Annotated in this window: 19 protein-coding genes and 1 other annotated feature; of the genes, 12 read left to right on the top strand and 7 right to left on the bottom strand. The window is 40.6% G+C overall.

The annotated features are described in order from the left end of the window. Nucleotides 1-7: 7 nt before the first annotated feature. The gene (gene ku, locus B9Z54_RS15695) at nucleotides 8-871 is read left to right on the top strand and encodes a non-homologous end joining protein Ku (RefSeq protein WP_113929270.1); all 864 of its coding nucleotides are present in this window, start codon (nucleotides 8-10) and stop codon (nucleotides 869-871) included. A 27-nt stretch (nucleotides 872-898) separates the two neighbouring features. After that, nucleotides 899-1,576 (top strand): phosphatase PAP2 family protein, encoded by a 678-nt coding sequence (locus B9Z54_RS25805; protein ID WP_240189956.1) that lies wholly within the window; start codon nucleotides 899-901, stop codon nucleotides 1,574-1,576. A gap of 58 nt (nucleotides 1,577-1,634) precedes the next feature. Here the strand turns inward: B9Z54_RS25805 and B9Z54_RS15685 are convergent, their stop codons facing one another. Continuing rightward, nucleotides 1,635-3,182, bottom strand: coding sequence for a hypothetical protein (locus tag B9Z54_RS15685; RefSeq protein ID WP_113929269.1), 1,548 nt, complete (start codon nucleotides 3,180-3,182; stop codon nucleotides 1,635-1,637). Nucleotides 3,183-3,672: 490 nt separating this feature from the next. On the opposite strand from B9Z54_RS15685, the gene B9Z54_RS15680 reads away from it, so the two are divergent. Then, a complete protein-coding gene (locus tag B9Z54_RS15680; protein WP_162785255.1) occupies nucleotides 3,673-4,137 on the top strand; it encodes a YwaF family protein in 465 nt (154 codons plus the stop codon). 161 nt (nucleotides 4,138-4,298) lie between these two features. Here the strand turns inward: B9Z54_RS15680 and B9Z54_RS15675 are convergent, their stop codons facing one another. Continuing rightward, nucleotides 4,299-4,799, bottom strand: coding sequence for a GNAT family N-acetyltransferase (locus B9Z54_RS15675; RefSeq protein WP_113929403.1), 501 nt, complete (start codon nucleotides 4,797-4,799; stop codon nucleotides 4,299-4,301). 126 nt (nucleotides 4,800-4,925) lie between these two features. Here B9Z54_RS15675 and B9Z54_RS15670 point away from each other — a divergent pair, with 126 nt between their 5' ends. The 5 genes from B9Z54_RS15670 (at nucleotide 4,926) to B9Z54_RS15655 (ending at nucleotide 9,286) form a co-directional block, all read left to right on the top strand. Next, nucleotides 4,926-5,105, top strand: a complete 180-nt coding sequence (locus tag B9Z54_RS15670; RefSeq protein WP_113929267.1) for a hypothetical protein — start codon at nucleotides 4,926-4,928, stop codon at nucleotides 5,103-5,105. A gap of 86 nt (nucleotides 5,106-5,191) precedes the next feature. Then, on the top strand, nucleotides 5,192-6,031 hold the full coding sequence (locus tag B9Z54_RS15665; RefSeq protein ID WP_113929266.1) for a GNAT family N-acetyltransferase: 840 nt from the start codon (nucleotides 5,192-5,194) through the stop codon (nucleotides 6,029-6,031). A gap of 474 nt (nucleotides 6,032-6,505) precedes the next feature. Beyond that, nucleotides 6,506-6,649 (top strand): hypothetical protein, encoded by a 144-nt coding sequence (locus tag B9Z54_RS24930; protein WP_162785254.1) that lies wholly within the window; start codon nucleotides 6,506-6,508, stop codon nucleotides 6,647-6,649. A 161-nt stretch (nucleotides 6,650-6,810) separates the two neighbouring features. Beyond that, nucleotides 6,811-7,078, top strand: a binding site (T-box leader). Between the two features lie 61 nt (nucleotides 7,079-7,139). Continuing rightward, nucleotides 7,140-8,765: a methionine--tRNA ligase gene (gene metG / locus B9Z54_RS15660; protein WP_113929265.1), complete on the top strand. Its 1,626-nt coding sequence runs from the start codon at nucleotides 7,140-7,142 to the stop codon at nucleotides 8,763-8,765. A gap of 26 nt (nucleotides 8,766-8,791) precedes the next feature. Beyond that, nucleotides 8,792-9,286: a metallophosphoesterase family protein gene (locus B9Z54_RS15655; protein ID WP_113929264.1), complete on the top strand. Its 495-nt coding sequence runs from the start codon at nucleotides 8,792-8,794 to the stop codon at nucleotides 9,284-9,286. A 1,145-nt stretch (nucleotides 9,287-10,431) separates the two neighbouring features. Here B9Z54_RS15655 and B9Z54_RS24925 read toward each other — a convergent pair. The 4 genes from B9Z54_RS24925 to B9Z54_RS25800 form a co-directional block, all read right to left on the bottom strand. Next, nucleotides 10,432-10,587, bottom strand: a complete 156-nt coding sequence (locus tag B9Z54_RS24925; protein ID WP_162785253.1) for a hypothetical protein — start codon at nucleotides 10,585-10,587, stop codon at nucleotides 10,432-10,434. A gap of 66 nt (nucleotides 10,588-10,653) precedes the next feature. Then, nucleotides 10,654-11,481 (bottom strand): GNAT family N-acetyltransferase, encoded by an 828-nt coding sequence (locus B9Z54_RS15645; RefSeq protein ID WP_113929262.1) that lies wholly within the window; start codon nucleotides 11,479-11,481, stop codon nucleotides 10,654-10,656. A gap of 1,292 nt (nucleotides 11,482-12,773) precedes the next feature. Then, nucleotides 12,774-13,838, bottom strand: a complete 1,065-nt coding sequence (locus B9Z54_RS15635; protein WP_113929261.1) for a DUF3900 domain-containing protein — start codon at nucleotides 13,836-13,838, stop codon at nucleotides 12,774-12,776. Between the two features lie 284 nt (nucleotides 13,839-14,122). Then, complete coding sequence (locus tag B9Z54_RS25800) at nucleotides 14,123-17,029, bottom strand: EAL domain-containing protein (protein WP_240189955.1); 2,907 nt, start codon at nucleotides 17,027-17,029, stop codon at nucleotides 14,123-14,125. Between the two features lie 205 nt (nucleotides 17,030-17,234). Here B9Z54_RS25800 and B9Z54_RS15625 point away from each other — a divergent pair, with 205 nt between their 5' ends. The 4 genes from B9Z54_RS15625 (at nucleotide 17,235) to B9Z54_RS15610 (ending at nucleotide 21,097) form a co-directional block, all read left to right on the top strand. Then, nucleotides 17,235-17,816 (top strand): DedA family protein, encoded by a 582-nt coding sequence (locus tag B9Z54_RS15625; protein WP_113929260.1) that lies wholly within the window; start codon nucleotides 17,235-17,237, stop codon nucleotides 17,814-17,816. 349 nt (nucleotides 17,817-18,165) lie between these two features. Continuing rightward, nucleotides 18,166-19,437: a two-component system sensor histidine kinase NtrB gene (locus B9Z54_RS15620; protein ID WP_240189954.1), complete on the top strand. Its 1,272-nt coding sequence runs from the start codon at nucleotides 18,166-18,168 to the stop codon at nucleotides 19,435-19,437. A 422-nt stretch (nucleotides 19,438-19,859) separates the two neighbouring features. After that, nucleotides 19,860-20,168 (top strand): ArsR/SmtB family transcription factor, encoded by a 309-nt coding sequence (locus B9Z54_RS15615; protein WP_113929259.1) that lies wholly within the window; start codon nucleotides 19,860-19,862, stop codon nucleotides 20,166-20,168. A gap of 11 nt (nucleotides 20,169-20,179) precedes the next feature. Continuing rightward, complete coding sequence (locus B9Z54_RS15610; RefSeq protein WP_113929258.1) at nucleotides 20,180-21,097, top strand: cation diffusion facilitator family transporter; 918 nt, start codon at nucleotides 20,180-20,182, stop codon at nucleotides 21,095-21,097. A gap of 49 nt (nucleotides 21,098-21,146) precedes the next feature. Here the strand turns inward: B9Z54_RS15610 and B9Z54_RS15605 are convergent, their stop codons facing one another. Continuing rightward, entirely contained in the window at nucleotides 21,147-21,956 is an 810-nt protein-coding gene (locus B9Z54_RS15605) for an EcsC family protein (RefSeq protein WP_113929257.1), read from the bottom strand. Nucleotides 21,957-22,083 lie beyond the last annotated feature (127 nt).

The following is a 22,083-nucleotide window of genomic DNA, read 5'->3' as shown; positions in this document are numbered from 1 at the left end:
GATTCTCATGCACACAATATGGAAAGGAAGTATCAGCTTTGGTCTTGTCAACATCCCGATAAAGCTTCATGCTGCGACTGAAGATAAGGATATTAAGATGCGGTCGCTGCATCGAGAGTGCCACACGCCAATCAAATATGAAAAGATTTGTCCTGTATGTGAAAAGGATTTGGAATACGAAGATATAGTAAAAGGGTATGAAATTGCAAAAGGGAAGTTTGTCGTCATAGAAGATGAGGAAATAAAAGAGTTAAGGGACAATAGTGAAGAAAAAGCAGTTGAAATAGTTGATTTTATAAAAATCGAAGAGATTGACCCGATTTATTTTAACCGCAGCTATTTTATTTCACCAAATGAGGGAGGCAAGAAAGCATACAGTTTGTTGAGAAAGGCATTAGTCGAATCAAACAAAGTCGGAATCGCGAAAATCGTAATGCGTTCAAAGGAGCAGCTTGCCGTAGTGCGGATCTATCAAAACACGATGGTGATGGAGACCATCCATTTTCCAGATGAAGTCCGGCAAACAAGTGATGTTCCAAATGTACCTGCAGAAGATGAAGTGGGGCAAAAGGAATTGGATACAGCGATCATGCTGATTGACCAGTTGTCCACTGAGTTTGAACCAGAAAAGTATGAAGATGACTACCGTAAGAAATTGATGGATCTCATTCAATCCAAACAGACAGGGGACAAATTTGTTACACCTAAAGAGAAAGCGCCGGCTGCGAATGTTACAGATTTAATGTCTGCCCTACAGGCATCAATAGACAATACTAAGCCGAAAACAGAAAAGGAACAAGCAGCACAAAAGGCTCCGGCTGCAAAAGTTCCTAAAAAGAAAAGAACCACAAAGAAAGTAAAAGCTCAATAACCTGTACTAGAGGTGAAGGGAGAGATAATGAGAAAAAGACAAATCGATTGGAAGCAAACATTTATATTCATCATAGGGCTTGGCCTCATCACTTTATTGACTGCCGGCTTTATCACTATTGTTGAGGAGTGGCAGGAGAGGGAAATCGAAGCTTTCGATTCCGCTGTATACTCAGGGGTGAGCAAGTTCGTGACTCCAGGTGTTACGGAATTCATGAAAGGAATCACTTTCCTTGGAGGAATTGAATGGATTTCCTTTCTCACCGCAATTGCTGTCATTTTGTTTATAGTCTTTAAGAAGTATTCTTTAGCTGTTTATGTCTTGTTGACAGTTGCTATAGGAGGAGGCTTTAACTGGGGTCTTAAAGAATATTTTAAAAGGGAAAGGCCGGATATTGAGGCGTTGGTGGAACAAGGAGGATACAGCTTTCCAAGCGGCCATTCAATGAGCTCATTCATCTTTTACGGAGCACTTGCCTTTGCTTTATTCCGATTGTATGATCATACATGGTCGAAAGTACTGGGCGCAGCGGTACTCATGCTGTTAGTTTTTCTAATTGGTGTAAGCAGAATTTATTTGGGGGTCCATTACCCGAGTGATATTTTGGGAGGATTTTCAGCAGGCGGGGTATGGCTCTCTTTCTCCATACTCGTGTATACTTTCATAAAAGGTGGAAGGCCATGGAGGAAAATCAGCACATTTTGATCTTCATAATACAAAGAACACGGGCTGGCATCCAGTCCGTGTTCTTTTAAAATATACTCTAGAAAAGGTTAAAGACATAGGTTCCGATACTGGTTACATATAACATGATATAAACGCCTATGAAATAGAATGCCCCACCGAATGTTCCCCACTCAGGGTCTCGGCCTAACTTCCACACACCAGCAGAGACTGCAGTGATAATGAGCAGGAGAATCCAGCTGCTTCCTGTAAAAGTAAGATAAGAAGGTGCAATTTCATAAAAGTAGCCATTCATCGCTTTATCAATGAAAGTAAATGGCATCGCTGCAAATATTGCGATTGAAACATATTCTACCCAATTGATTTCTTCCTTCTCGAAAATATTTGGTTTGGTCATGTAAAGCACAATCAATAAGAGGAGTGACGGCAAGACCCAGTAAAATGAAACGAGTATAGTCACCATGCTGCTCCCCAGCATCAACACGGTATTTATGCCTGCTTCCTTCCATGACCGGGAAGAAAGGTCAGTACTTGCGGCCATCACTTCTGGTGATTGAGAAGCACCGTACAGGCTGTAACTTCCTCCTTTATAATCCAGCCATACAATCGAATCCCCAAATCCATCTACAGGAAAGTGGGAGATTCCATCAGTAGTTGTAATCGATGAAGAACGTATGGTAGATGAACCATCATATGTTCCAGTATAAAGGGCGACTGCATTACCTGCTCCAACACCTTGAGCTTCTGCTGTGAAGAGAAGTGTGGGGTTTTCAGTGGATTTCATGAACTGCACATAACGTGGTGTTTCAAGTTTCGCTCCGTTTGCTTCATTGATGATTTCTACTGTTTCTGGTTTTAGTGAATTACTTCCAAGTTCGCTTAATGGAGCTTTTGCCATATACATACTGTATGAAAGGACACCCTGTGATCTCATTTGAGTATCATAGAGAAAAGTGATTTCTCCATTTTGGACAGTATAGGCTAAATTTCCAAGTTTGTTATTCTTATTATTGGCAACTTTCATGAAAGGGTTTGCATTTACTGTATCGTCTGCAGTGACATAGAACAGGTCTGCATTCACATCATCTGTCTGCTGGGCAATCACATACCCTCCATCACTGCCAAAGAATACATTTGCTACTTCATTCGTAAAGCTGTGAAGAGCTATAGGTTCCCAAGTTTCGAGATCTAAGTTGAAAACATTACTTTCTTGCCAGAATATGATCTTGTCTTCCTGTGTGGCTACACCTGATACCTCTTCAGCTATTATCTTCTCACTTACTCCACTCACCTTCAGGACACCCTGGCTCAAGGTCACAAATTGTTCACCGTCAGTCCAAAAAGAATAGCCGCGTGGAACTGTAAAGGAGATATCGCCTTCATTCTTTACTTCCAGTCCATCATTTACGCTGAAGTGATGAACCTTATCTTCTTCACTGTAGAAGACTTCATTCTCTTTTTGGAAGACGATCGGTTTTTCCTCTGTCTCCATTTCAAAAGGTATGGAGCGGCTCCAATTCTCATCTGGCAGTTCAGTCAATGTATGAAGCTGCTGAAAAAAAACTATGCCTATTAAGACCGAAATTACTGCTAAAGGAAGTCCAAAAGCTTTGAATTTTTCTTTCATATTGTACCCCCAAATTTTTATTCTATTTCTCTAATTTAGAATTTTACCACAATTTAGGGAGTTGGAATATATTTTTTATGCAAGTCTAAAAAGATAAATTATTTAGAATTTACAGAAAAAAGATTGAGAAGAGGTAAATTTTTTATTAAGATAGTAGAGTATTGGAGGACGAAAGTGCCCTTTCCCTGTAAAATATACATATAGAAACGGAGGGTGACCTTATGTTTATACCAGGAGAAATGACGGACTTTCAACTGTTTTCCCTATCTCATATGGTGGTATTGTTTCTATTCTTCCTGCTTATGTTATGGATGACTTTACAAAAAAATGCCAAGCTGCCAAATTGGATAGGAGTTCTTCTGCTTTTAATTTTATTAACCTCTGAAATATCATACCAGGTATGGGCTGTCACTTATGGTGTTTGGGATGCAAGGTTCTTTCTTCCCCTTCAGCTTTGTTCTTTCAGTACGTTTTTTGGAATATTTCTCTATTGGAAACGAAATCAAAATGTTTTTACTTTTATTACTATATAGGGTTGATCCCTCCCATTTTAGCTTTGATCACTCCGGATTTAATCTATGATTATCCTCATTACCGTTTTTTGAAGTTTTTTCTGCATCATATGGCAATCCCATTAATGGCTGTTTATCTTTTGAAAACAAAGGAGTATACATTGCCCTTCAACTCCATTTGGAAAGGTATGTTGATGCTGAATATAATGATCTTCCCAATATACCTGCTCAATAAACTTCTCGGAAGCAACTACTTTTTCCTTAATGGTCCGCCTGAAGGGGAGACTGCTCTATCCCTTTTTGGAAGTGGTTTACGTTATTACATCAACCTGGAGCTTGCTGCGTTGGTGATTTTTTTCACCAGCTTTCTATTGTACAAAGCTGCGGTTTATGTGAGCAGTGCCAGAAGGCCGTTGAACCAAATGTTGAAAAAAGCAGGATGAATAATTTACTTTGTTGACAGGTTACCAAAAATGGACTACAATGATAGTGAAAATCATTCTCATTGACGTGACAAGAGCCCCCCTCTTGAGAGAATGCATGAAGATTATCAAAAAAGAAGTGAGAAACTGTCTCACTTCTTTTTTGTTCTGGACTTGAAGTGCTAGAGCAGTTCCTTACTCATCCACATCTCATCTAGGTATTCTCCATTAGCTTTCATAGCGTGTTTCTCGACCCCATATGAACTGTAACCAGCTCGTTCATACAGCTTAATAGCTGAAGAGTTACTTGTCACTACGGTCAATTGCAATCGTTCAACACCTGATTGTTTTGCTGTTTTTTCAGCTTCAGATAACAGGGCGCTTCCAATACCCAGTTTTCTTGACGAAGGAGAAACATACATGGCCACGATGGAACCCTTATGTTTCATTTTCTCAAGAGAGTTGAATAAAATCGTAACATTGCCTGCCAGTTTCCCATCTATAAACGCACCAAGCGTAGTGCTTCCTGATGAAACTAGATTATTTCTTACCCGTTCAACCGGGTTGGAACGGGAAGTGGATTCTTCATATGTAACCGCAAATGCCTCTCCGTTATTTATCAATGCTTCCAGACGCAGGTCCCAGTATTTCTGTGCATCTTCTGCAGTGAGTTCGCGAATGATCATCTAAATACACCTCCTGAATTGTGTAGTATTATAACGAATAATGTGCCAATCGGCTATAAAAATTTCCAAATTATCTTCAGTTTCCTCTTGAATGAAAGCACCGAAGGGGGAGGAAACTAATTATTGAAAGGAGAGATGATGACCATGACGAAACGAAACCGAAAAACCAAATCAGGGCTTCAAACTGCCAAGTCATTAACCTCAGAGGAATTTTCAAAAGAATTCACTTCAGGGCAGGGGAACCAGAAAGCAGAAAAACGAAACCCAACACTTAAAAAATTCTTGGATACTTTAGTTAAGTAACTCAGAAAGTGGATATTTCCCTTTATACAGTGCTACAGGAGGAAATTGAGGGCGGGACGTCGAATTGTTCTGCAGAGGTGAAGGAAATGAGTTTAGTTATTTATACCGATGCAGATCAATTTGATGAAGTTGTACGCCCCCTCCTGTTAAGGGAAGAAGCAGAAAACAACCTGCCATTAGGGTTGCTCGATCAAATTAGAACAGGACGGTACGAAGATCCTTTCTTGGCTGTCTATAAAGAAGGCGAGACCATCCATGCAGTATTTGTAAGAACTCCGCCACACTATTTAATTGTGACGGTCTTTGATTATGACAAAGTGGCTGCAATAGGGCAAGCTATGTGGGAATACACTGAAGAGAAAAGTTTAAGGCTTCCTGGTTTCATAGGAAATACCATGGCTGTCGAACCCCTGGCAGAATTTTGGAGTGAAAAAACTCAAAAGCCTTATGAAGTGAATATGAGGCAGAGAATATATAAACTGCAGAGCATCAACGACATAGAGATCAGTCAAGGCAGGATGGAATTGGCTGATGAGAAAGACATCGAGCTGGTAACAGAATGGCTTCAAGGTTTCACCGAAGATACTCCAGAGACACCAATCCCAAAAGAGGATGCAAGAAAACGCGCTGCCGAGATGGTTGAGGAAGACTCTGTTTTTCTTTGGAAAGTGGATGGTGTTCCGGTTTCCATGGCTCGACAGGCTAGAAAGACGGATAACGGAGTCACCGTGAATTTCGTATATACGCCAAGAGACTGCAGGCGAAAGGGATATGGAAGATCCGTGGTTGCCAAGCTGAGTGAAAAACTGCTTCAAACCAACCAATTCTGTACCTTGTACACAGATTTAGATAATCCGACTTCCAACAAAATATATATGGAAATTGGTTATGAGCCAGTATGCGACTCTAAGATGATCAATCTTTAATAGAAAATCAGCACCCTTATCTTAATCGTTCCGGATTTACATTAGAGGTTCAAAATCTACAGTACATAAAAAGCACTTGAATTCCCCAAAGAATTCATGGTGCTTTTTTTGTCTTAACATTTTGGCAAGATTCAAGAAGAAAATGAACTCATTTCAGAAAAACAATGGAATGTTTTTTGGGGGGAAAGGGAACTGATTTTTAAGTGAATATCAGAATACTTTCCCTCTATTACTGCTGTTTTTGATGCTTTTTCTTGAATACATTAAGCCACATCACCCATTCCCCGCAGCCGTTCTTCTGGGATGTAAAAGGGTCAACTCTTAAATAGGACAGGATTGTAAAAGGGTTTTTAAGGATTGTTAATGGCTTGATAAGTGATTGTTAAATAAAGGTTAAATGCCTTTTCAGGATTAAAAAATCATGTAAGATAAACATGTAATTCGCAATGCAACATTCCAAAGGAGGCTATTAAAATGAAAAAAATGTTACTTATGGTATTGACAGCATTGACAGTAGTAGGCTTTGCAGCAGGTTGCAGCAATAATGGAGAAGAGAACAACACAGGAACTAACACTGAAAATAACGCAGTTGAAAACACAGAGGAAAATGCTGAATAACTAAAAAAGAAGCTGTCAGCTCCAGAGCTGACAGCTTTTCTATTGCTGCCTCTTAAAGTTTTTCCTTGTAGAGATTGCAGGGGGTAAAAAGGCTGAGAATGATGCGGTTGAAAAAAACACTTGCAATTTTCTCCCGCATTTCATAATATAGTAAACAATAATTAGTTGCGTTGAAGAGAAGAGTAAATCAATGTGGAACCTTAACAGAGAGCTTCGGATGCTGAAAAGAAGCAGGGGGAAAGTTGATTGAAGATGATCTCTGAGCATTCCATTCGAACCAGGTGGTGTAGGGTGGAACGGGAATTGGCTTCCGTTATCATGGCCACAGTATAAGAATGTTCTTTTTTTGCATTCCGTACTTGATGAGACTGACGGCGCGAGTCTTCAGTGAACTAAGGTGGTACCGCGAGCAGACCCCTCGTCCTTAGATGTCTATACATCTATGGACGGGGGGTTTTATGTTTTCATACCACTTTAGGAGGAATCAGTTATGAGCGTTTTTATTGGAGGAGCTTGGCCTTATGCAAATGGATCCCTGCATATTGGACACTTGGCGGCATTGCTGCCCGGCGATATATTAGCTAGGTATTACCGGCTGAGAGGGGATAGTGTGCTGTATGTTTCGGGCAGTGACTGTAATGGAACTCCCATTGAAATCAGAGCGAATAAGGAAGGATTGCAGGTTAGTGAAATTGCTGACAGATATCATCGAGAGTTTCAGAGCTGCTTTCAGGACCTCGGCTTCAGCTATGATTTTTACAGCAGGACAGATTCAGATTATCATCACCGGGAAGTCCGGAACATTTTTAAAAAGTTAATAGACAATAATATTCTATATGAAAAAACAACAGAAGAAACCTACTGCTTGGAATGTGACCGCTTTTTACCCGATCGTTTTGTTGAAGGAAATTGTCCTGATTGCGGAGAAAGGGCAAGAGGAGATCAATGTGACGCTTGCGGAAGAATTCTGGACCCTGCTGAATTAGATGAAAAGCACTGCAAGTTCTGCCTGAAAGCTCCTATTCTTAAGGAGACTGCACATTTCTACCTTGCTTTATCACAGTTGCAGAGTGAGTTAAAGGAATACGCAGATGAAAGCCGGGATAAATGGAGAGAAAACGCAAACAATTTAACTCAGCGCTACTTGAAAGAAGGGCTTCATGACCGAGCGGTAACGAGGGACTTAGGCAACGGTGTAACAGTTCCGGTCGAGGGATATGAGGACAAGAAAATTTATGTGTGGATTGAAGCAGTAAGCGGATATCTATCGGCGGCCAAAGAATGGGCTGAAGAAACAGGAAGTGATTGGAAAGAGTTTTGGAATAGGGACACCACTTCTTATTACGTTCATGGAAAAGATAATATTCCATTCCATACCATCATCTGGCCGGCCGTTTTGAAGGGGATTAAAAATGAAAGTCTCCCTGATTGGATAGTTTCTAGCGAATATGTGACACTAGAAAAAAGAAAAATATCGACGAGTAAAGATTGGGCCGTTTGGCTTCCGGATGTATTGAAAGATTACCATCCAGATTCTCTTCGCTACTATTTCAGTGTGAATTATCCTGATAAAAGAGATGCTGATTTCTCTTGGAGGGAATTTGTTTTTAAACATAACAGTGAATTACTGGGAGGGCTTGGAAACTTCATTCAAAGAACGGTTAAGTTTTATGAAAAAGAGTTCGGGAATGTAACCGTAATGAAAGAAGTCGATCCTAAAGTAACCGATCAATTGGAAACGGTTTTCAAGGAAACTGGTGAATGGCTTGAAAAAGGCGAGTGCAGGAAAGCAGCAAGAAGGGCCTTTGATATCATTCGATGGGGAAATAAGTATTTCGATGACGGGCAGCCTTGGAGAGTCATAAAAGAAGACAGGGGACAAGCAAAGTTCATCTTGGAAAGCTGTCTCTATCTCAGCCTGAATCTCTCAGTCCTGCTTTCTCCTTTTCTGCCATTTACCGCTGAAAAGATTTATAGTCAGTTTGAGCTGAAAGAACAACGGCGCTGGAAACCTTTCAGCCTTCCTGTGAAGGCAGAAATTTCTGGCCGGGAATCTCTTTTTACACCTATACCTCAAGAGAGAATCGAAATAGAGAGGGCTAAACTGGACAAATAACTAATGAACTCCAGAGGGGGGATAACGTGAGGATCGTCGTTATTAGTGACACACATATGCCGAATAAAGGGAAGGAGCTTCCAGACCGCCTCATATCTGAATTGAAAAACGCAGACCTGATCATTCATGGTGGAGATTGGAACAGCCTTGATGTGCATGAAAGGTTAAAGAGATTCGGAAGAGTTGAAGGTGTATATGGCAATACAGATTCACAGGAGATCAAAAGCCAATTTCCACGAAAACAGGTCCTGAAGGCAGGTTCATTTTCCATTGGGATCGTACACGGGGATGGTAGGGGTAAAACTACAGAAAAAAGAGTGTTGGATGAATTCGATGAGAAACCTGATATCATTATTTTCGGTCATTCTCATATCCCATATCTGAGGTTCGAACAGGGCACATTATTATTTAACCCTGGTTCAGCTACGGATAAGCGAAAGCAGCCTTACTACTCATTCGGAGTATTGGAGATAGATGATGAGATAAAGTCGTATCATGTTTTTTATAGAGATAAGAGTTGATGGGAGTAAAAAGGCTGTGTAAGTCCACATTCTCAGACCATAGACAAACCCCACTCCAACATAAAGGTGGAGTGGGGTTTGTAAAATTTTGAATAAAAATCGTTGATGTTTAAACTGGGCATAACCCTCGCCATGTTTTATCGATGTCTCAAGCTTCATGGCAGAAATGTAAGCATCTCCTGCATTGGTATTTTTTAGACCTTTCAACGTCGTCCCACACATACCGTGTTTTCGTATCAGCAAAAACTCTTTCGGTTGTTTCTTTCTGCTAAGGGTAAAGTGTTTTATTCAGTTCAGTGTGCCTCGAATGTTTAAACTCGTTTATGTAAATCAGCGAAAGGTGTCTATAAATCAATTAGTTTTTAACTAGAAGTGCATTTTCGTCGTAATAACGGGCAGTTTTTACATTTCAATGGATTGGAAGCGTGCTTTGATTACAAAATGAATCCCACACAGATTTTTTCAAAGGTTTTGGTGTCAAAAAAACCCAGCCTTAGTTTACAAAGGGTTGATTGGAGCAGAAGGCGTACGAGCTCCTGCCGGACTAGCGGGACAGGTGAGACCAAGGTTACGTACCCACTGGAACGTAACCCCCAATCCAGTTGCAGCGCCCAGCTCCTCGGGGTCAAATAACCCGAAGAGAATAAAAGGAAAGACCGCCTTTTTTTCTCTTCGGAACATTTGCCTGTCGGAGCTGCCCGGGGCGCTTACACTTTTTAAACAGGCGCACCCGAGGAGGCTCATCCAGTTCCAGCGGCCAACGACTAGCAGATTTCGGTCTCTCTTCTTACGAATCTAGCTGCAAGGCCCCAACGGCTAGCTAACTTCCCTGCCTCCTCCTTGCGAATCCAGTTCCGAGGTCCCAACGGCTAGCAGATTTCGGTCTCTCTCCTTGCGATAAGTCATCATCAACTCACTTTGTTCGTTGTGATTCCTTTATCTCATACGAGAGCCCTACAATCTGTACGCGGCTAAGCGGGACCTCTCCACTTTATAAGATAAGTCAACATCAACTCACTGTGTTCGTTGTGTTTCCTTTATCTCATGCGGAGTCAGTCCAGTCCGTACGCCGCTGAGCGGGGCCTTTCCACTTTATATAGATAAGTCATCATCGAATCGCTGTCGCTCTTCGTGATTCCTTTATCTCATACGAGAGCCCTAAAATCTTTACGTCGCTGAACGGCCGCTTCTACTTTCGCTTCACCGCCCGCCCCGCGGAGTCGTTCGCCTGGAGCGGAAATCAACTTTTCATTTCCAAACACCCAATTATTCAGGTGTACACAGAAAAAACCTGTAGACATGGTCCATATTTTGGACCATGTCTACAGGTTCAGGCTGTGAAATTGACACAGCCTTTTTACTTCTACTTATAAACCTTCATATGCAAAGTAGTCCTGAACTTGATAGGAGACAAACCCTGCTTTTTCATATAACTTTAATGCGTTTGAATTCTTTGCCGCTACTTCCAGAAAGATGTCTCTGCCTGCAGAGCTTTCGTTATTCACCGTTTTCTCCAGTACGCTGCTCCCGATACCTTTTCCTTGATGTGAGGGATGAACAGCAAATCCGAATATGTAACTTTTGTTCTTTTCCTGCTGGATATGGATTTTTCCGACCTTATCACCCTTGTATTCAATCATGAAGCTATGGCTTTCATTATCATTTTTGACCATTTGCATAAACTCCAATGAATCCTCGCGTTCTACATTGAAGCATAAATTATCCAGGTCTAGAATCAGAGGCAGGTCCTCTTTTGTAACAGGAATCAATTTAATATCGGTATTACCGCTGAGTATCTTCTTTGGCTGCCATCTCATCTGGTATTCAGAGAAGGAATAAGTTGCAGGAATGTTTTCAATGAAAGACTTTCCTGATTGAGATGAGCCTGGCGCATTAATGAGAAGTTTGCTGATCTTTCTCTCTTTCAAGGAATAGATGGATTGGTTGAAAAGACTTTGAAAAATACCCCTTTTGCGATAATGAGGGTGAACCATGCCGCATAGTTCATAGCTTTTTCCAAAACCATATAACCCCAGATAACCGGTCAATTTTCCATCTTCATAATGGAAGTAATCATCCAGCAGGCTGGTGCGTGAGCGGAGCATATCTTCATTGAGTTTTAACTTACAGTTGTCATGTTCTTCACAAAGGAGCCGTAATTCTTCTATTTCGTTAAGCTTAATGTCGGTAAGCATAAAGTATCCCCCCGGGTCACATAGATTCTAATTTTCATTATATGCCCTTTCAATAGGAATAGCAGGAAAAGTTGAAGAATTTTTTTCTAAGAGGTAAACAGTAAGGAGTAGTTCATTGGGGAATTAAGTCAGGAAAAGGAAAAGGAACTGCAAAGGACGTAATTTATGGGTTTATTCCTCGTAGTATTAAGTTAAAAGGTAACGAGAGTATTCCATTCGTTCTAATTGTGAAGAATTTTGAAAAGAAAAAGTCAGCCGTAGGAATTACAGAACACTGAAAATCTGGTGATTTTTAGAATGTCACTTTGTTTAATAAAGAAAAATCTGACTCTAAATAAAGGAAAAAGAGTCGGCTTTTTTCTCCACAATATTTATCCTTTAGCTCTCTGAAAATAAAGGATAGGTCGACTATTTAGTATTTTAGGAAGCATATTGTTATGAGGAACTAGGATATTTAAAGATCCATATACTTACTGAACATCATTGTTTGATGTAGTATCATTGGAAACAACCACCTATATTGACGGTTCAATTAGTTGAGGCTATTCTTTTTCTCAACGTTGATTGGAGTGGAAGGTGCACAATCTCCTGCGGACTAGCGGTCGTCTAGTTCCAGCGCCTAGCCCCTCGGGGTCAAATAACCTCAAGAGAATAAAAGGAAAGACCGCCTTTTATTCTCTTGAGAACATTTGCCTGTCGGGGCTGACCGAGGCGCTTCCACTTTTAATGACAGGTGAGACCAAGGTTACGCACCCACTGGAACGTAACCCCGCAGGCAAATCCAGTTCCAGCGGCCAGCGACTAGCAGATTTCGGTCTCTCTTCTTGCGAATCTAGCTGCAAGGCCCCAACGGCTAGCTGACTTCCCTGCCTCCTCCTTGCGATAAGTCAACATCAACTCACTGTGTTCGTTGTGTTTCCTTTATCTCATGCGGAGTCAGTCCAGTCCGTACGCCGCTGAGCGGGGGCCTTTCCACTTTATATAGATAAGTTATCATCGAATCGCTATCGCTCTTCGTGATTCCTTAATCTCATGCGAGAGCCCTAAAATCTGTACGTCACTGATCGGCCGTTTCCGCTTTTTATGAAGCCGAGGAGGCCGGGCGCCCGCCCCGCGGAGTCGTGCACCTGGAACGGAAATCAACACTCTTTCATAAAACCTTATATGAAAAAGGCAGAATCGCTCTTTGTAGTAAACGATTCTGCCTTTTAACTTTTTGTTGAACTTTTTCAGTGGCCTCAGGAATTCGGCTGACCTTTTTGTTTTTATTAAACCTGCTTAAGAGTAGGTGGTTATTCGCTTCTTTTTTGAATACGGTCAATCACATCCTGCAGATCATCCGGCTTAAGAAACTCGATAGGGGAGGCGCCTTTTTCAAATTGAACAGAATCTCCCTCGATTAACAGCATGTATCTTCCATTCACTTTTGCCATATGGATGGTATCTCCGAAATCAGAAAGCATGGCTTTCACATCAATATGATCCAGTTTCATCTTTAATTCAACTTCAGGGGACTGTTCAATTATTTGCGAAGTGGCTTCTACGACCTGTTCAGTGGTGAATCTCTCTTGAAGTTCGCGTTTCGGACTGACTGACCAGGCCTCTACAGCTGATTCGAATTCGACTCTCTCTTCACTTTCAGGTTCGTAGGATTCTTCTATGTGTTCCTGAACCATTCCCATTACCTGAGTCCTCACGATTTCCGGCATGGATTTTTCATACTCCACGAATTTTAAAAAGTCTTCAAAGTACCTGGCGTGGGAAGCTTGATGGATTTTCAATTCTGCTTCGTCCATCATTCCTTCTTCAGGCATGAAAGGATATTGGATCGATTTCATATTTTTGGTGGTGATGGCCATTTCAACATTATGAATCAAAGTGGATTCATCTGTGATTCTTGCCACTTTTGGTTCAAAATCACACTTCATAAGGAATAGAAAGGGATCATCAAAGTATTTTCGCAGCTTTGCGAGAGCAACGATGAAAACTCCGCCTCTGACTGCGCTTGCATCTACGTAAGCGTTGACGAACTGAAGGGAGGCTTCCTTAAAGGCATCGATCGATTCAGGGTTCCTGGCACGGTCAAACAAATTATAGTTCGGATTTGAATCCAATTCATGACCTGGTTCCACGATAAATCGGCCTATCTTAGTCGGTGCTCCTTCTGACTTGCTGTGCCGGTCTACTTTTCGCTTGGCGATTTTAGTTAATTCTCCATCGAGAAATTCTTTTAAAGGGTTGTTCTCGTAACCTTGTTCATCCAGTGTTTGAAAATGCTTGAATCTCTTATCAGCATTTTCTCCTTTTCCTTCCACTTCTACAACATAAAAGGACAAGTATTTAATTTCAAAGTCCATTGTTTTCATCCTGTTCCTGTAGATTTGCTTTACTCAGTATAGTGAAAGGACTTCGTTTCGTCAACGAGGGGAGCATGCAGTTCTTTATAAAGATTGTGTGGTTAACTTTAATGCTATTTAATATAAATTTGCTAGATACCGTAACATTTCACCAATAAATCCTATAAGAAGGAATGAAAAATCCTGCTCTTTCATTCAAAGAAAAATCTGCCCCTTAACACTTTTCCGAAAACTACTATCTATACGTGAACAGACTGATACTGTCAGAGAAATTACATTTTGGATCAGCCATTTGTCATGTTTGGATTATATTGAAGCAGTTTTGTCAGAAGGTCTTTGTTAGGGAGCGGCTTGCTGAATACATAACCCTGGAGAGTGTCACAGCCAATACTTTCAAGAATATTCTGTTGTGCAAGAGTTTCCACACCTTCAGCAACTACTTCCATCCCTAAACTGTGAGCCATTTGTATAAGGGCTTTGACGATCGCTGTATCATTTTGGTTTGTTTCCAGATCAGCAATGAATCCCCGGTCGATTTTCAATATATCGACCGGGAGGTTTTTTAAATGATGCAGAGAAGAATATCCAGTCCCGAAGTCGTCAAGTGCCAGGTCGATGTTCATATCTTTAAGAAGAAGCATCCTGTTGATGGTTTTATCGGGTTGTGACATAGCCGCACTTTCAGTGATTTCCAATTTTAAGCTCGTTGGATTTAACTTATTCTCATGTAAGTGGTGCTTAATGGTCCTGATAAGGTCTTCATGAAGAAATTGCTTCATGGACACGTTCACACTTATATTTAGCTTTCCTGCACCTGCTCTCTTCCAGAGTTTAGCATCTCTGCAGGCTTTCTCAATGACCCACTCACCAATTTCTATTATCAAGCCGGATTCTTCGGCTATAGGAATGAAGTCGACGGGAGAGACCATTCCAAGATCAGGGTGAAACCAGCGGAGCAAAGCTTCAACTCCAGTAATTTTATTTGTTTTCAGGTCAACTTGCGGCTGATAGTATAGTTCCAATTGATTTCTTTCAATTGCACGCCGGAGTTCATTTTCAATCCTGACTTTTGAAACTGCCTGCTTCCTGATATCAGTATTATAAAATTGGTAATTATTCTTGCCCTGTTCCTTTGCTGAGTACATAGCCATGTCTGCATTTTTAATGAGAGTTTGTATTTCCTCCCCATCTTCAGGATAAACGCTGATGCCAAGTGAGGCTGTAATATGGTAGGTTTCTCCAAAGAAATTGTAACTTTTGGAGAGAGCCTTTACGATCTTAGCACCCTTTATTTCAGCCTCTGCCTCAGAAGTTATAAATGGAACGAAAATAATAAACTCGTCTCCGCCTTGTCTGGCAATGATATCTTGTTTGTCACAAACTTTTTTTAATCTGTGGGCTACTTCTTTTAGGACTCGATCCCCAGTATGGTGACCCAGTGTATCATTTATGGTTTTAAAACGATCCAGATCAATGAAGAATACCGCCATTTTCCTATCCGCTGCTTTTTCAGTAAACTGATGGAACTTTTCAATTATATAATTGCGGTTATATACATCTGTAAGGAGATCAAAGTGAGCCATGTAGGTGAGGTTTTCCTGGGCTGACACGATATCATGGAACATGTTCCTTATTTTATTTTCTGTCATTCTGAAGTTATCGACTACTTCAGACACTTCTTTAATTAAAAATTGGGGCCAGATGATTTTCTCATCCCTGGCAATTCTCTCAGGGAGATTGTTGGTCAAGAGGGCTATCTTCCTTAAGGAAAATTGCAGCCAGTAACTGATGGAAATGGAAATAATAAAAGCTATGGCGGCAAATATGTAAGCAAAGATCATCAAAGTAATTAACTTTCCATATAATTGATTTTTATACCCGGAAATTGGTATGGAAATATGAGTGCTCCAAGGAATACTTTTACTGAAAGAAGAAGTTGAACTGTAAGAGTGTTGGGACCACTCGTTCAAAGAAGAAATATGCTCTTCAATTCTATTAACATCAGGACGTTCAAAGTCTATTTCTTTCTTGTTTCTTGCAAAAACTTCATTTGGATTCAATTCACTTTGAGTTGAATAAAGAATTCTCTTTTTTTCATCGATTATTGTTATATTTAAATCCCTGGCATTTAGTTCACTCGTTAAAACAGAAAGAGCTGATACCGGTATTATCCCCACTAGATTGCCCCATAGAAGATTGGAACTAAGGGTAATTGGCTGATTCAGTGTAACGTAAGGTTCTGTCACGGCCCCGTAGGGAGATTTAATAGAAGAAAAAACGGCAGCTGCTGTCTTTTCTTCTGATAATAAATTGGTGTTGTTTGAGTAGTAATTCTTTGTATTTGAACTATAATGATGAATTTCTTTCTCTCCTTGAAATAGAGAGATACCTAAAAGTCCCGGTGCGGCTTGGGATGCTTCTCTAAATTGTGCAGAAAGATATTCATCAGGCAGGGTAATGGTATTCCTCTCATTGTTAATATTTTCTGCTATGGTTTCTGAAATACGTTCCAAGGGCTTTGTATACACGCTGTACAAGTTGTAGAAATTCAGAGTTAATTCAGTACTTGTGCGCTTGATTTTGGACTGAATTTCCGATCTTACTTCATTCACTTCAGCCCTTCCTTGAAAAACAAGCCCAATCACAACCGGAATCAGAAAACAGAGCATCAAAAGAGTGAACAATAATTCCTGGTAAGAGACTTTCCTTACTGCATGCGATCTTCTGAAAGAATCAATAATGATGATCATCAGATTTGCAATAAGAACATTCAAAAGCATATTAATGCCTTGTTTCATCATAATCAGGCTTGTTTCCAGCCAATCCATACCCAGTAAATATCGACTGAAAAATGAAGAGAGAGGAAAGGATATGAATAGGATAAACAGGCTGTCTAGAAAAACTAAACTTTTGTGGTATTTATGATAAAAAAATCCTATAAGTAAAGCTTCCAATAGCAAGGAAACCATCCCGTAGGGGTTTCCCCATAACAAGAGGGTGTAACCCCCGGTTATGAAGGCTGACAGAAAGCCAATTGCAGTGCCAAAATAACGGATGAGGATAAAAGTAAATATCGATCCAAACACCAGATCAATTCCCCGGAATAGCTCAATATTTAATAGCATTCCAAGATAACAAAGGGCTAACAGTAGAATTATTAGTATATTGGCAGAAAGTTTCTTATGTAACAAAATGATACCACCTAGAAGTATGTTGAATTTAGAAGTCGCCAAAAATCGACAATTTTATTATAGCCTGTATTTCTGCAGGTGTTTGTTAAGATTTCATAAAGCTTACATATGGGTAATAACTGTTTCTATAGCAAGCAGAAGGGGTATAGTAGGATTGCATAGGAAGATAGAATGATTAGAGGATGTGTAAACTATTGAACCGATAATGAATTTCCTTGTTGGCCTTGGAATATGGGGCTTATTGCTGGGTGTTTTAATAGAAGCAGTTTCATTACCTTTTCCGGCAGCACTCTTCATATTGATATATGGATATATTCTGCAGCCGAGTCCCTTGGAGATTATTCTATATAGTTTGGCTGTCAGTGTTTTTTATGTGATGGTCAGCTTTATCCCCTATTGGCTAAGCATAAAATATGAGACTGATATACGCAGGAAGCTATCCAAAAAGAAGCAGCAAAAATTCGACCGCTGGACTGAAAAGTATGGGGATTGGACCATAACATTGGGAAGGATTCTGGGAATGGGGTACATTGCTTACCTTGGCGGCTTCTGCAGTATCAAACCCGCCAGGTATGGAATGCTGACGTTCTTAGGGGTGCTGCCAGTTTCAATCACCATGTTTTATCTCGGAAGTATTGGGAATCTGGCTGCTCTAAAAGAAGGTTTTAATAATGTACAATGGGTTATAAACGGCTTGCTTCTGACAACAACAGTAAGTTATGTCCTGTTTAAACTTCTTAAGAGAAAACCGGCGCTTGCCAAAGTGAAACAGAAGGACAATAGATGAAAGAGGCTGGGACAAAAGTAGAAAACTAATTGATGCAAGTAGAAATCATCAAAAGTAAAACCGCATGAGATCAAGGTTACATACTTGATCTCATGCGGTTCATTTTTGTTATTAGGCTCTTACCTTGAAGATGTTATTTTTTAGATTAGGTTATCCGCCAGTTCCTGATCGCAGGCGGAAATCCTTTCTTTATACTCAGACACATTCTTTTGAAAAGAGCTTTTTATAAGGTTTTGACCCAGCCTCTTTTGTATGTAGAAGCATTAAAAGGGACAGTCCCTTTTATTGCTTTAAGAGGGTAAACTGTATAATAGACTATTGTTTACATACATATTAAGAGAAAGCTATAATGGAATTATGTAATTATTTGGCACAAATGCAGTTAAAGGACGATGTTATGAAGAATAATCTGGAAGAATTGAAGGAAAGAGCAGACAAACTTGAAAAAGAAGTTGAGATTTACCGTGAGATGATAAAGAAGCTGCCCTTCAGTTTTACATACAACGACCCTGCTTCGGGGAAACAAATCATCAAGAATCAGGAGGCCATCTCTTTAATTGAGGGAATTGCCGAAACGGAAACTCCCTCCATCACTTCTACACTCGATATCCCATTTGACCAAATGGAATATTTCTTAACTCCGATTCTGGACTTGGTGCATCACCATATTGTTTTTATCGATACTAACGGGATGGTGACACTTTGTAATAAACAGGCAGCTGCCGATCTTGGGGTAGAGCGGGATGAGGTGATTGGAAGTCATATCCGCGACCTATTAGGTCTCCCAGACTCAAAGATAAACCTTCTGGAAACTCTCCGGACGGAAGTTCCGATCGTCAATCGGGAAGTTTTAGATAAAAACTACGGAATCAATAATACGCAAATCATTAGGGACTCTAATGGCGAACTGCTCAGAGTGGTGGGAACCTTCCAGTTTTTAAATGGAGTAAAAGAAGCGGAAAAAAGAGGCCTTGCCGGCAGAATTGCTGCTGGAATCGCTCATGAAATCCGTAATCCCTTAACCACTGTGCGGGGCTACCTGCAGCTGATCCATGGGCAGTCGGATAAAGAGACCGGGTCCTTGATAAAAGGATTGCTCATCCCTGAAATAGACAGGGCGAACAAGATTATCACAGATTTCCTGAGAATTGCTAAACCGCTGGAAACCTCCTCAGAAAGAATGGAAATTGGAACTTTCATGATTGAATACATCAGCAAGTTCCTTAACAGCGAAGCATTGTTATATAATATTGCCTTTGAATGTACTATTTCGGACGAAGCTAAAGGATGCTTTATCAATGGAAATAAAGAAGAATTTCTTCAGGTTTTCATCAACCTGTTCAGCAATTCTTTCCAGGCAAGCACTGGTCCGTTGAAGATAGCAATAGACGTAATAAAAATAAGGACCGACCTGGAAATACATTTTAAGGATAATGGTTCAGGAATTAAGCCTTCCATGATATCTCATGTATTTGATCCTTTCTTTACAACCAAAGATGACGGAACCGGTCTTGGACTTTCCGTGAGCAAAAAAATCATTGAAAATCATGGCGGAGATATGAGAGTATCCAGTGACGGGACTGGCACTATTTTTACCATCAAACTGCCCATTCTGGATTAAAGTCATTATTTTCCTAGAAAAGAAAGCTTGATAAAGGCAGGGGAGCGTGCTATATTTATTAAGCGATGAGCTAATTGTGTAAGCCGACAGACAAGCTTTCTAAGCAACGTGCGATGTGGCGCACGGTCTCTCGCCTCAATACGCATCAAAGGCGCCTGTTTTCGAACAGGCGCCTTTTTCTGTTTTCAAAAGATTTTAGATAACTAAAAGGCGGGTGCCAGTGTGGTCGATAATATATCGGGTCTCAACTAATAGTTTCGAGTTCATAGAGGCTGTAAGATAACTTCCAGACTTCAGGAATTTTATTTAGTCCTATCAAGGCAGGAATACATTACATACTCATGAAAAAATGTTATGCTTTAAGTATCAACATATGAGCATTTGTTCATATAATAAAATATATACAAAATGAGGTAGTCGAAATGGAGCAGGGGAAACATGAGTTTTTAAAAGAAGAAACTGTAGAAAAGGTTTCCAGGACCTTCAAGGCTCTTTCTGACCCAACGAGAGTTCGGATACTTTATCTTCTGACACAGGAAGAGTGTTCGGTTGGGCACATAGCCGAAGTTCTTGGTTTGTCGCAATCGGCTGTTTCTCACCAATTATCTTTTTTGAAGAACCAAAGACTTGTCAAAGCCAGAAGGGAAGGACAGTCGTTCTATTACACTTATGATGATAATCATGTAATAGAAATACTGAAGCAGGTTATCAATCATTCACTTCATGACTAGGAGGGAGTAACATGCATCATCACCATGGACACGGGCATGGACATGAACACGATCATACAAGAGAAGGAAACCAAAAAGGGCTTCTAATTGCATTAATTATCACAACCGGCATTATGGTTCTGGAGTTTTTCGGCGGATTGATTACCAACAGCCTGGCTTTATTATCGGATTCAGGACACATGCTGAGTGATGCAAGTTCACTGGCATTAAGTCTTGCAGCCATGTGGATAGCGGGCAGGGCGGCTTCTTCTTCCAAAACATTTGGATACTATCGTTTTGAGATTCTGGCTGCTTTACTTAATGGAACCACTCTTTTCTTGATAGCGGGATTTATAGTGTATGAGGCTTATGGACGCTTGCTGGAACCCCCTGCTGTAGCCAGTGGAACAATGATGGTGATCGCTTTTATCGGTTTGCTGGCAAATCTTTTGAGTGCATGGGCATTGATTAACAAAGGGGATGTCAAAGAAAATGTCAATTTGCGCAGCGCTTATCTGCATGTCCTTGGAGACGCCTTAGGTTCAGTAGGGGCCATAATAGCAGGCGCCATCATGCTTTGGTTTGACTGGTATTGGGCTGATCCCCTCATAAGTGTTTTTGTTGCCTTGCTGATCCTTAAAAGTGCATGGGGCATCATTACTCATACAGTCCATATCCTTATGGAAGGAGCTCCTTCAGGAATGGACGTGCAGAAAGTAAGAGTGACATTGGAAAGCATTGCGGGTATTCGAAACGTTCATGATCTCCATATTTGGACAATAACTTCGGGCATGAACTCGCTAAGCTGTCATATATTAATTGAAGATGAGGAAGACGACCAGAAGATTTTGCAAAAGGCGATCGATATTCTTGAGGAAGAATTTCATATTAAGCATACAACAATCCAGGTTGAACGGTCCCAACTGAGACACGGAGAGGTTCATGGATGAATTGACAAACCAATCCCCGCCTTGCCTAGAAGCAGGGAGGGGATTAATTTTATCCTGTTTCTTCTATTGATAGAAGCCTGTCTTTTATCCTTCTTTTACGGTAGAGAACACTCCCGGCCTCTGCTATATCAGCGATCATCGCCCGGTTAGTGAAGGCACCAAATATAATTCCAGCCACTGGCACCATTTGAAATAATTTTTTCCATCCGAATTGATCACGGTATGTATATACTACTTCACGCCAGCCTTGTAGTTGAGCCATGACTTCATTGGTTGAAACTTCCCCCTCGTAATAAGCGGCAAGATTGTCGAGAATCGCTTTTTTTCCAACGATGTCTGCCGAAGCAAATTGCAAACATTTAATCATGAAGATTCTTTCTTTTTTATCATCAGGATCATATCCGTGGATGACTGCGATTTCCTGAAGGGTTTTCAATGAAATGCCCAGCAGTGCGGGAATGTCAATCGTCAGAGTGAAGAGCCCGCCTATACCTGTCGTAGCTCCTTGTACGGCAGCAGCCTTTTTTCTGGATCCGGCAAGGTCCTTGCTGAGCTTGTCCATTTCAATAAGCTCAAGAGCTGCAATTTCCTCTAAACTGGTTAATGTTCTTCCTGTCTTTTTTTCGATGTACTTGTACATGCTTTTCTTCGATGTTAAATATTTGCCGCCATTCTGAATGTATCCGCCCATTTCATCAAGCAGAGTTCCGACTTTTTTATGAATGAATTCAGGTGTGATTTTATCAAGAACCTTAAATGGGAGTCTTGTCCACTTTTCCCAAAACCATGCTTTTTTCTGGTCTTCAATCCAAAGGTTTGTTTCTTCCAGTGCAGCGAGTAACTCTTGTTTTGTTTCCATGCTTTTCCTCCGTTCAGTTAAAAATCAAATACTTATTACTATAATAAATGACCCAATTTGAAAAAGCCAAATCAAAAGAAAAGGGTGAGCGAGTTATTTTTAATGGTATAATGATAGAAATTAGAAA

Source organism: Bacillus sp. P14.5 (assembly GCF_003316765.1).
Classification (GTDB): domain Bacteria; phylum Bacillota; class Bacilli; order Bacillales; family Bacillaceae_B; genus Rossellomorea.
The sequence above is the reverse complement of the archived record's forward strand: the minus strand, read 5'-3'. Positions and strand labels throughout refer to the sequence as shown.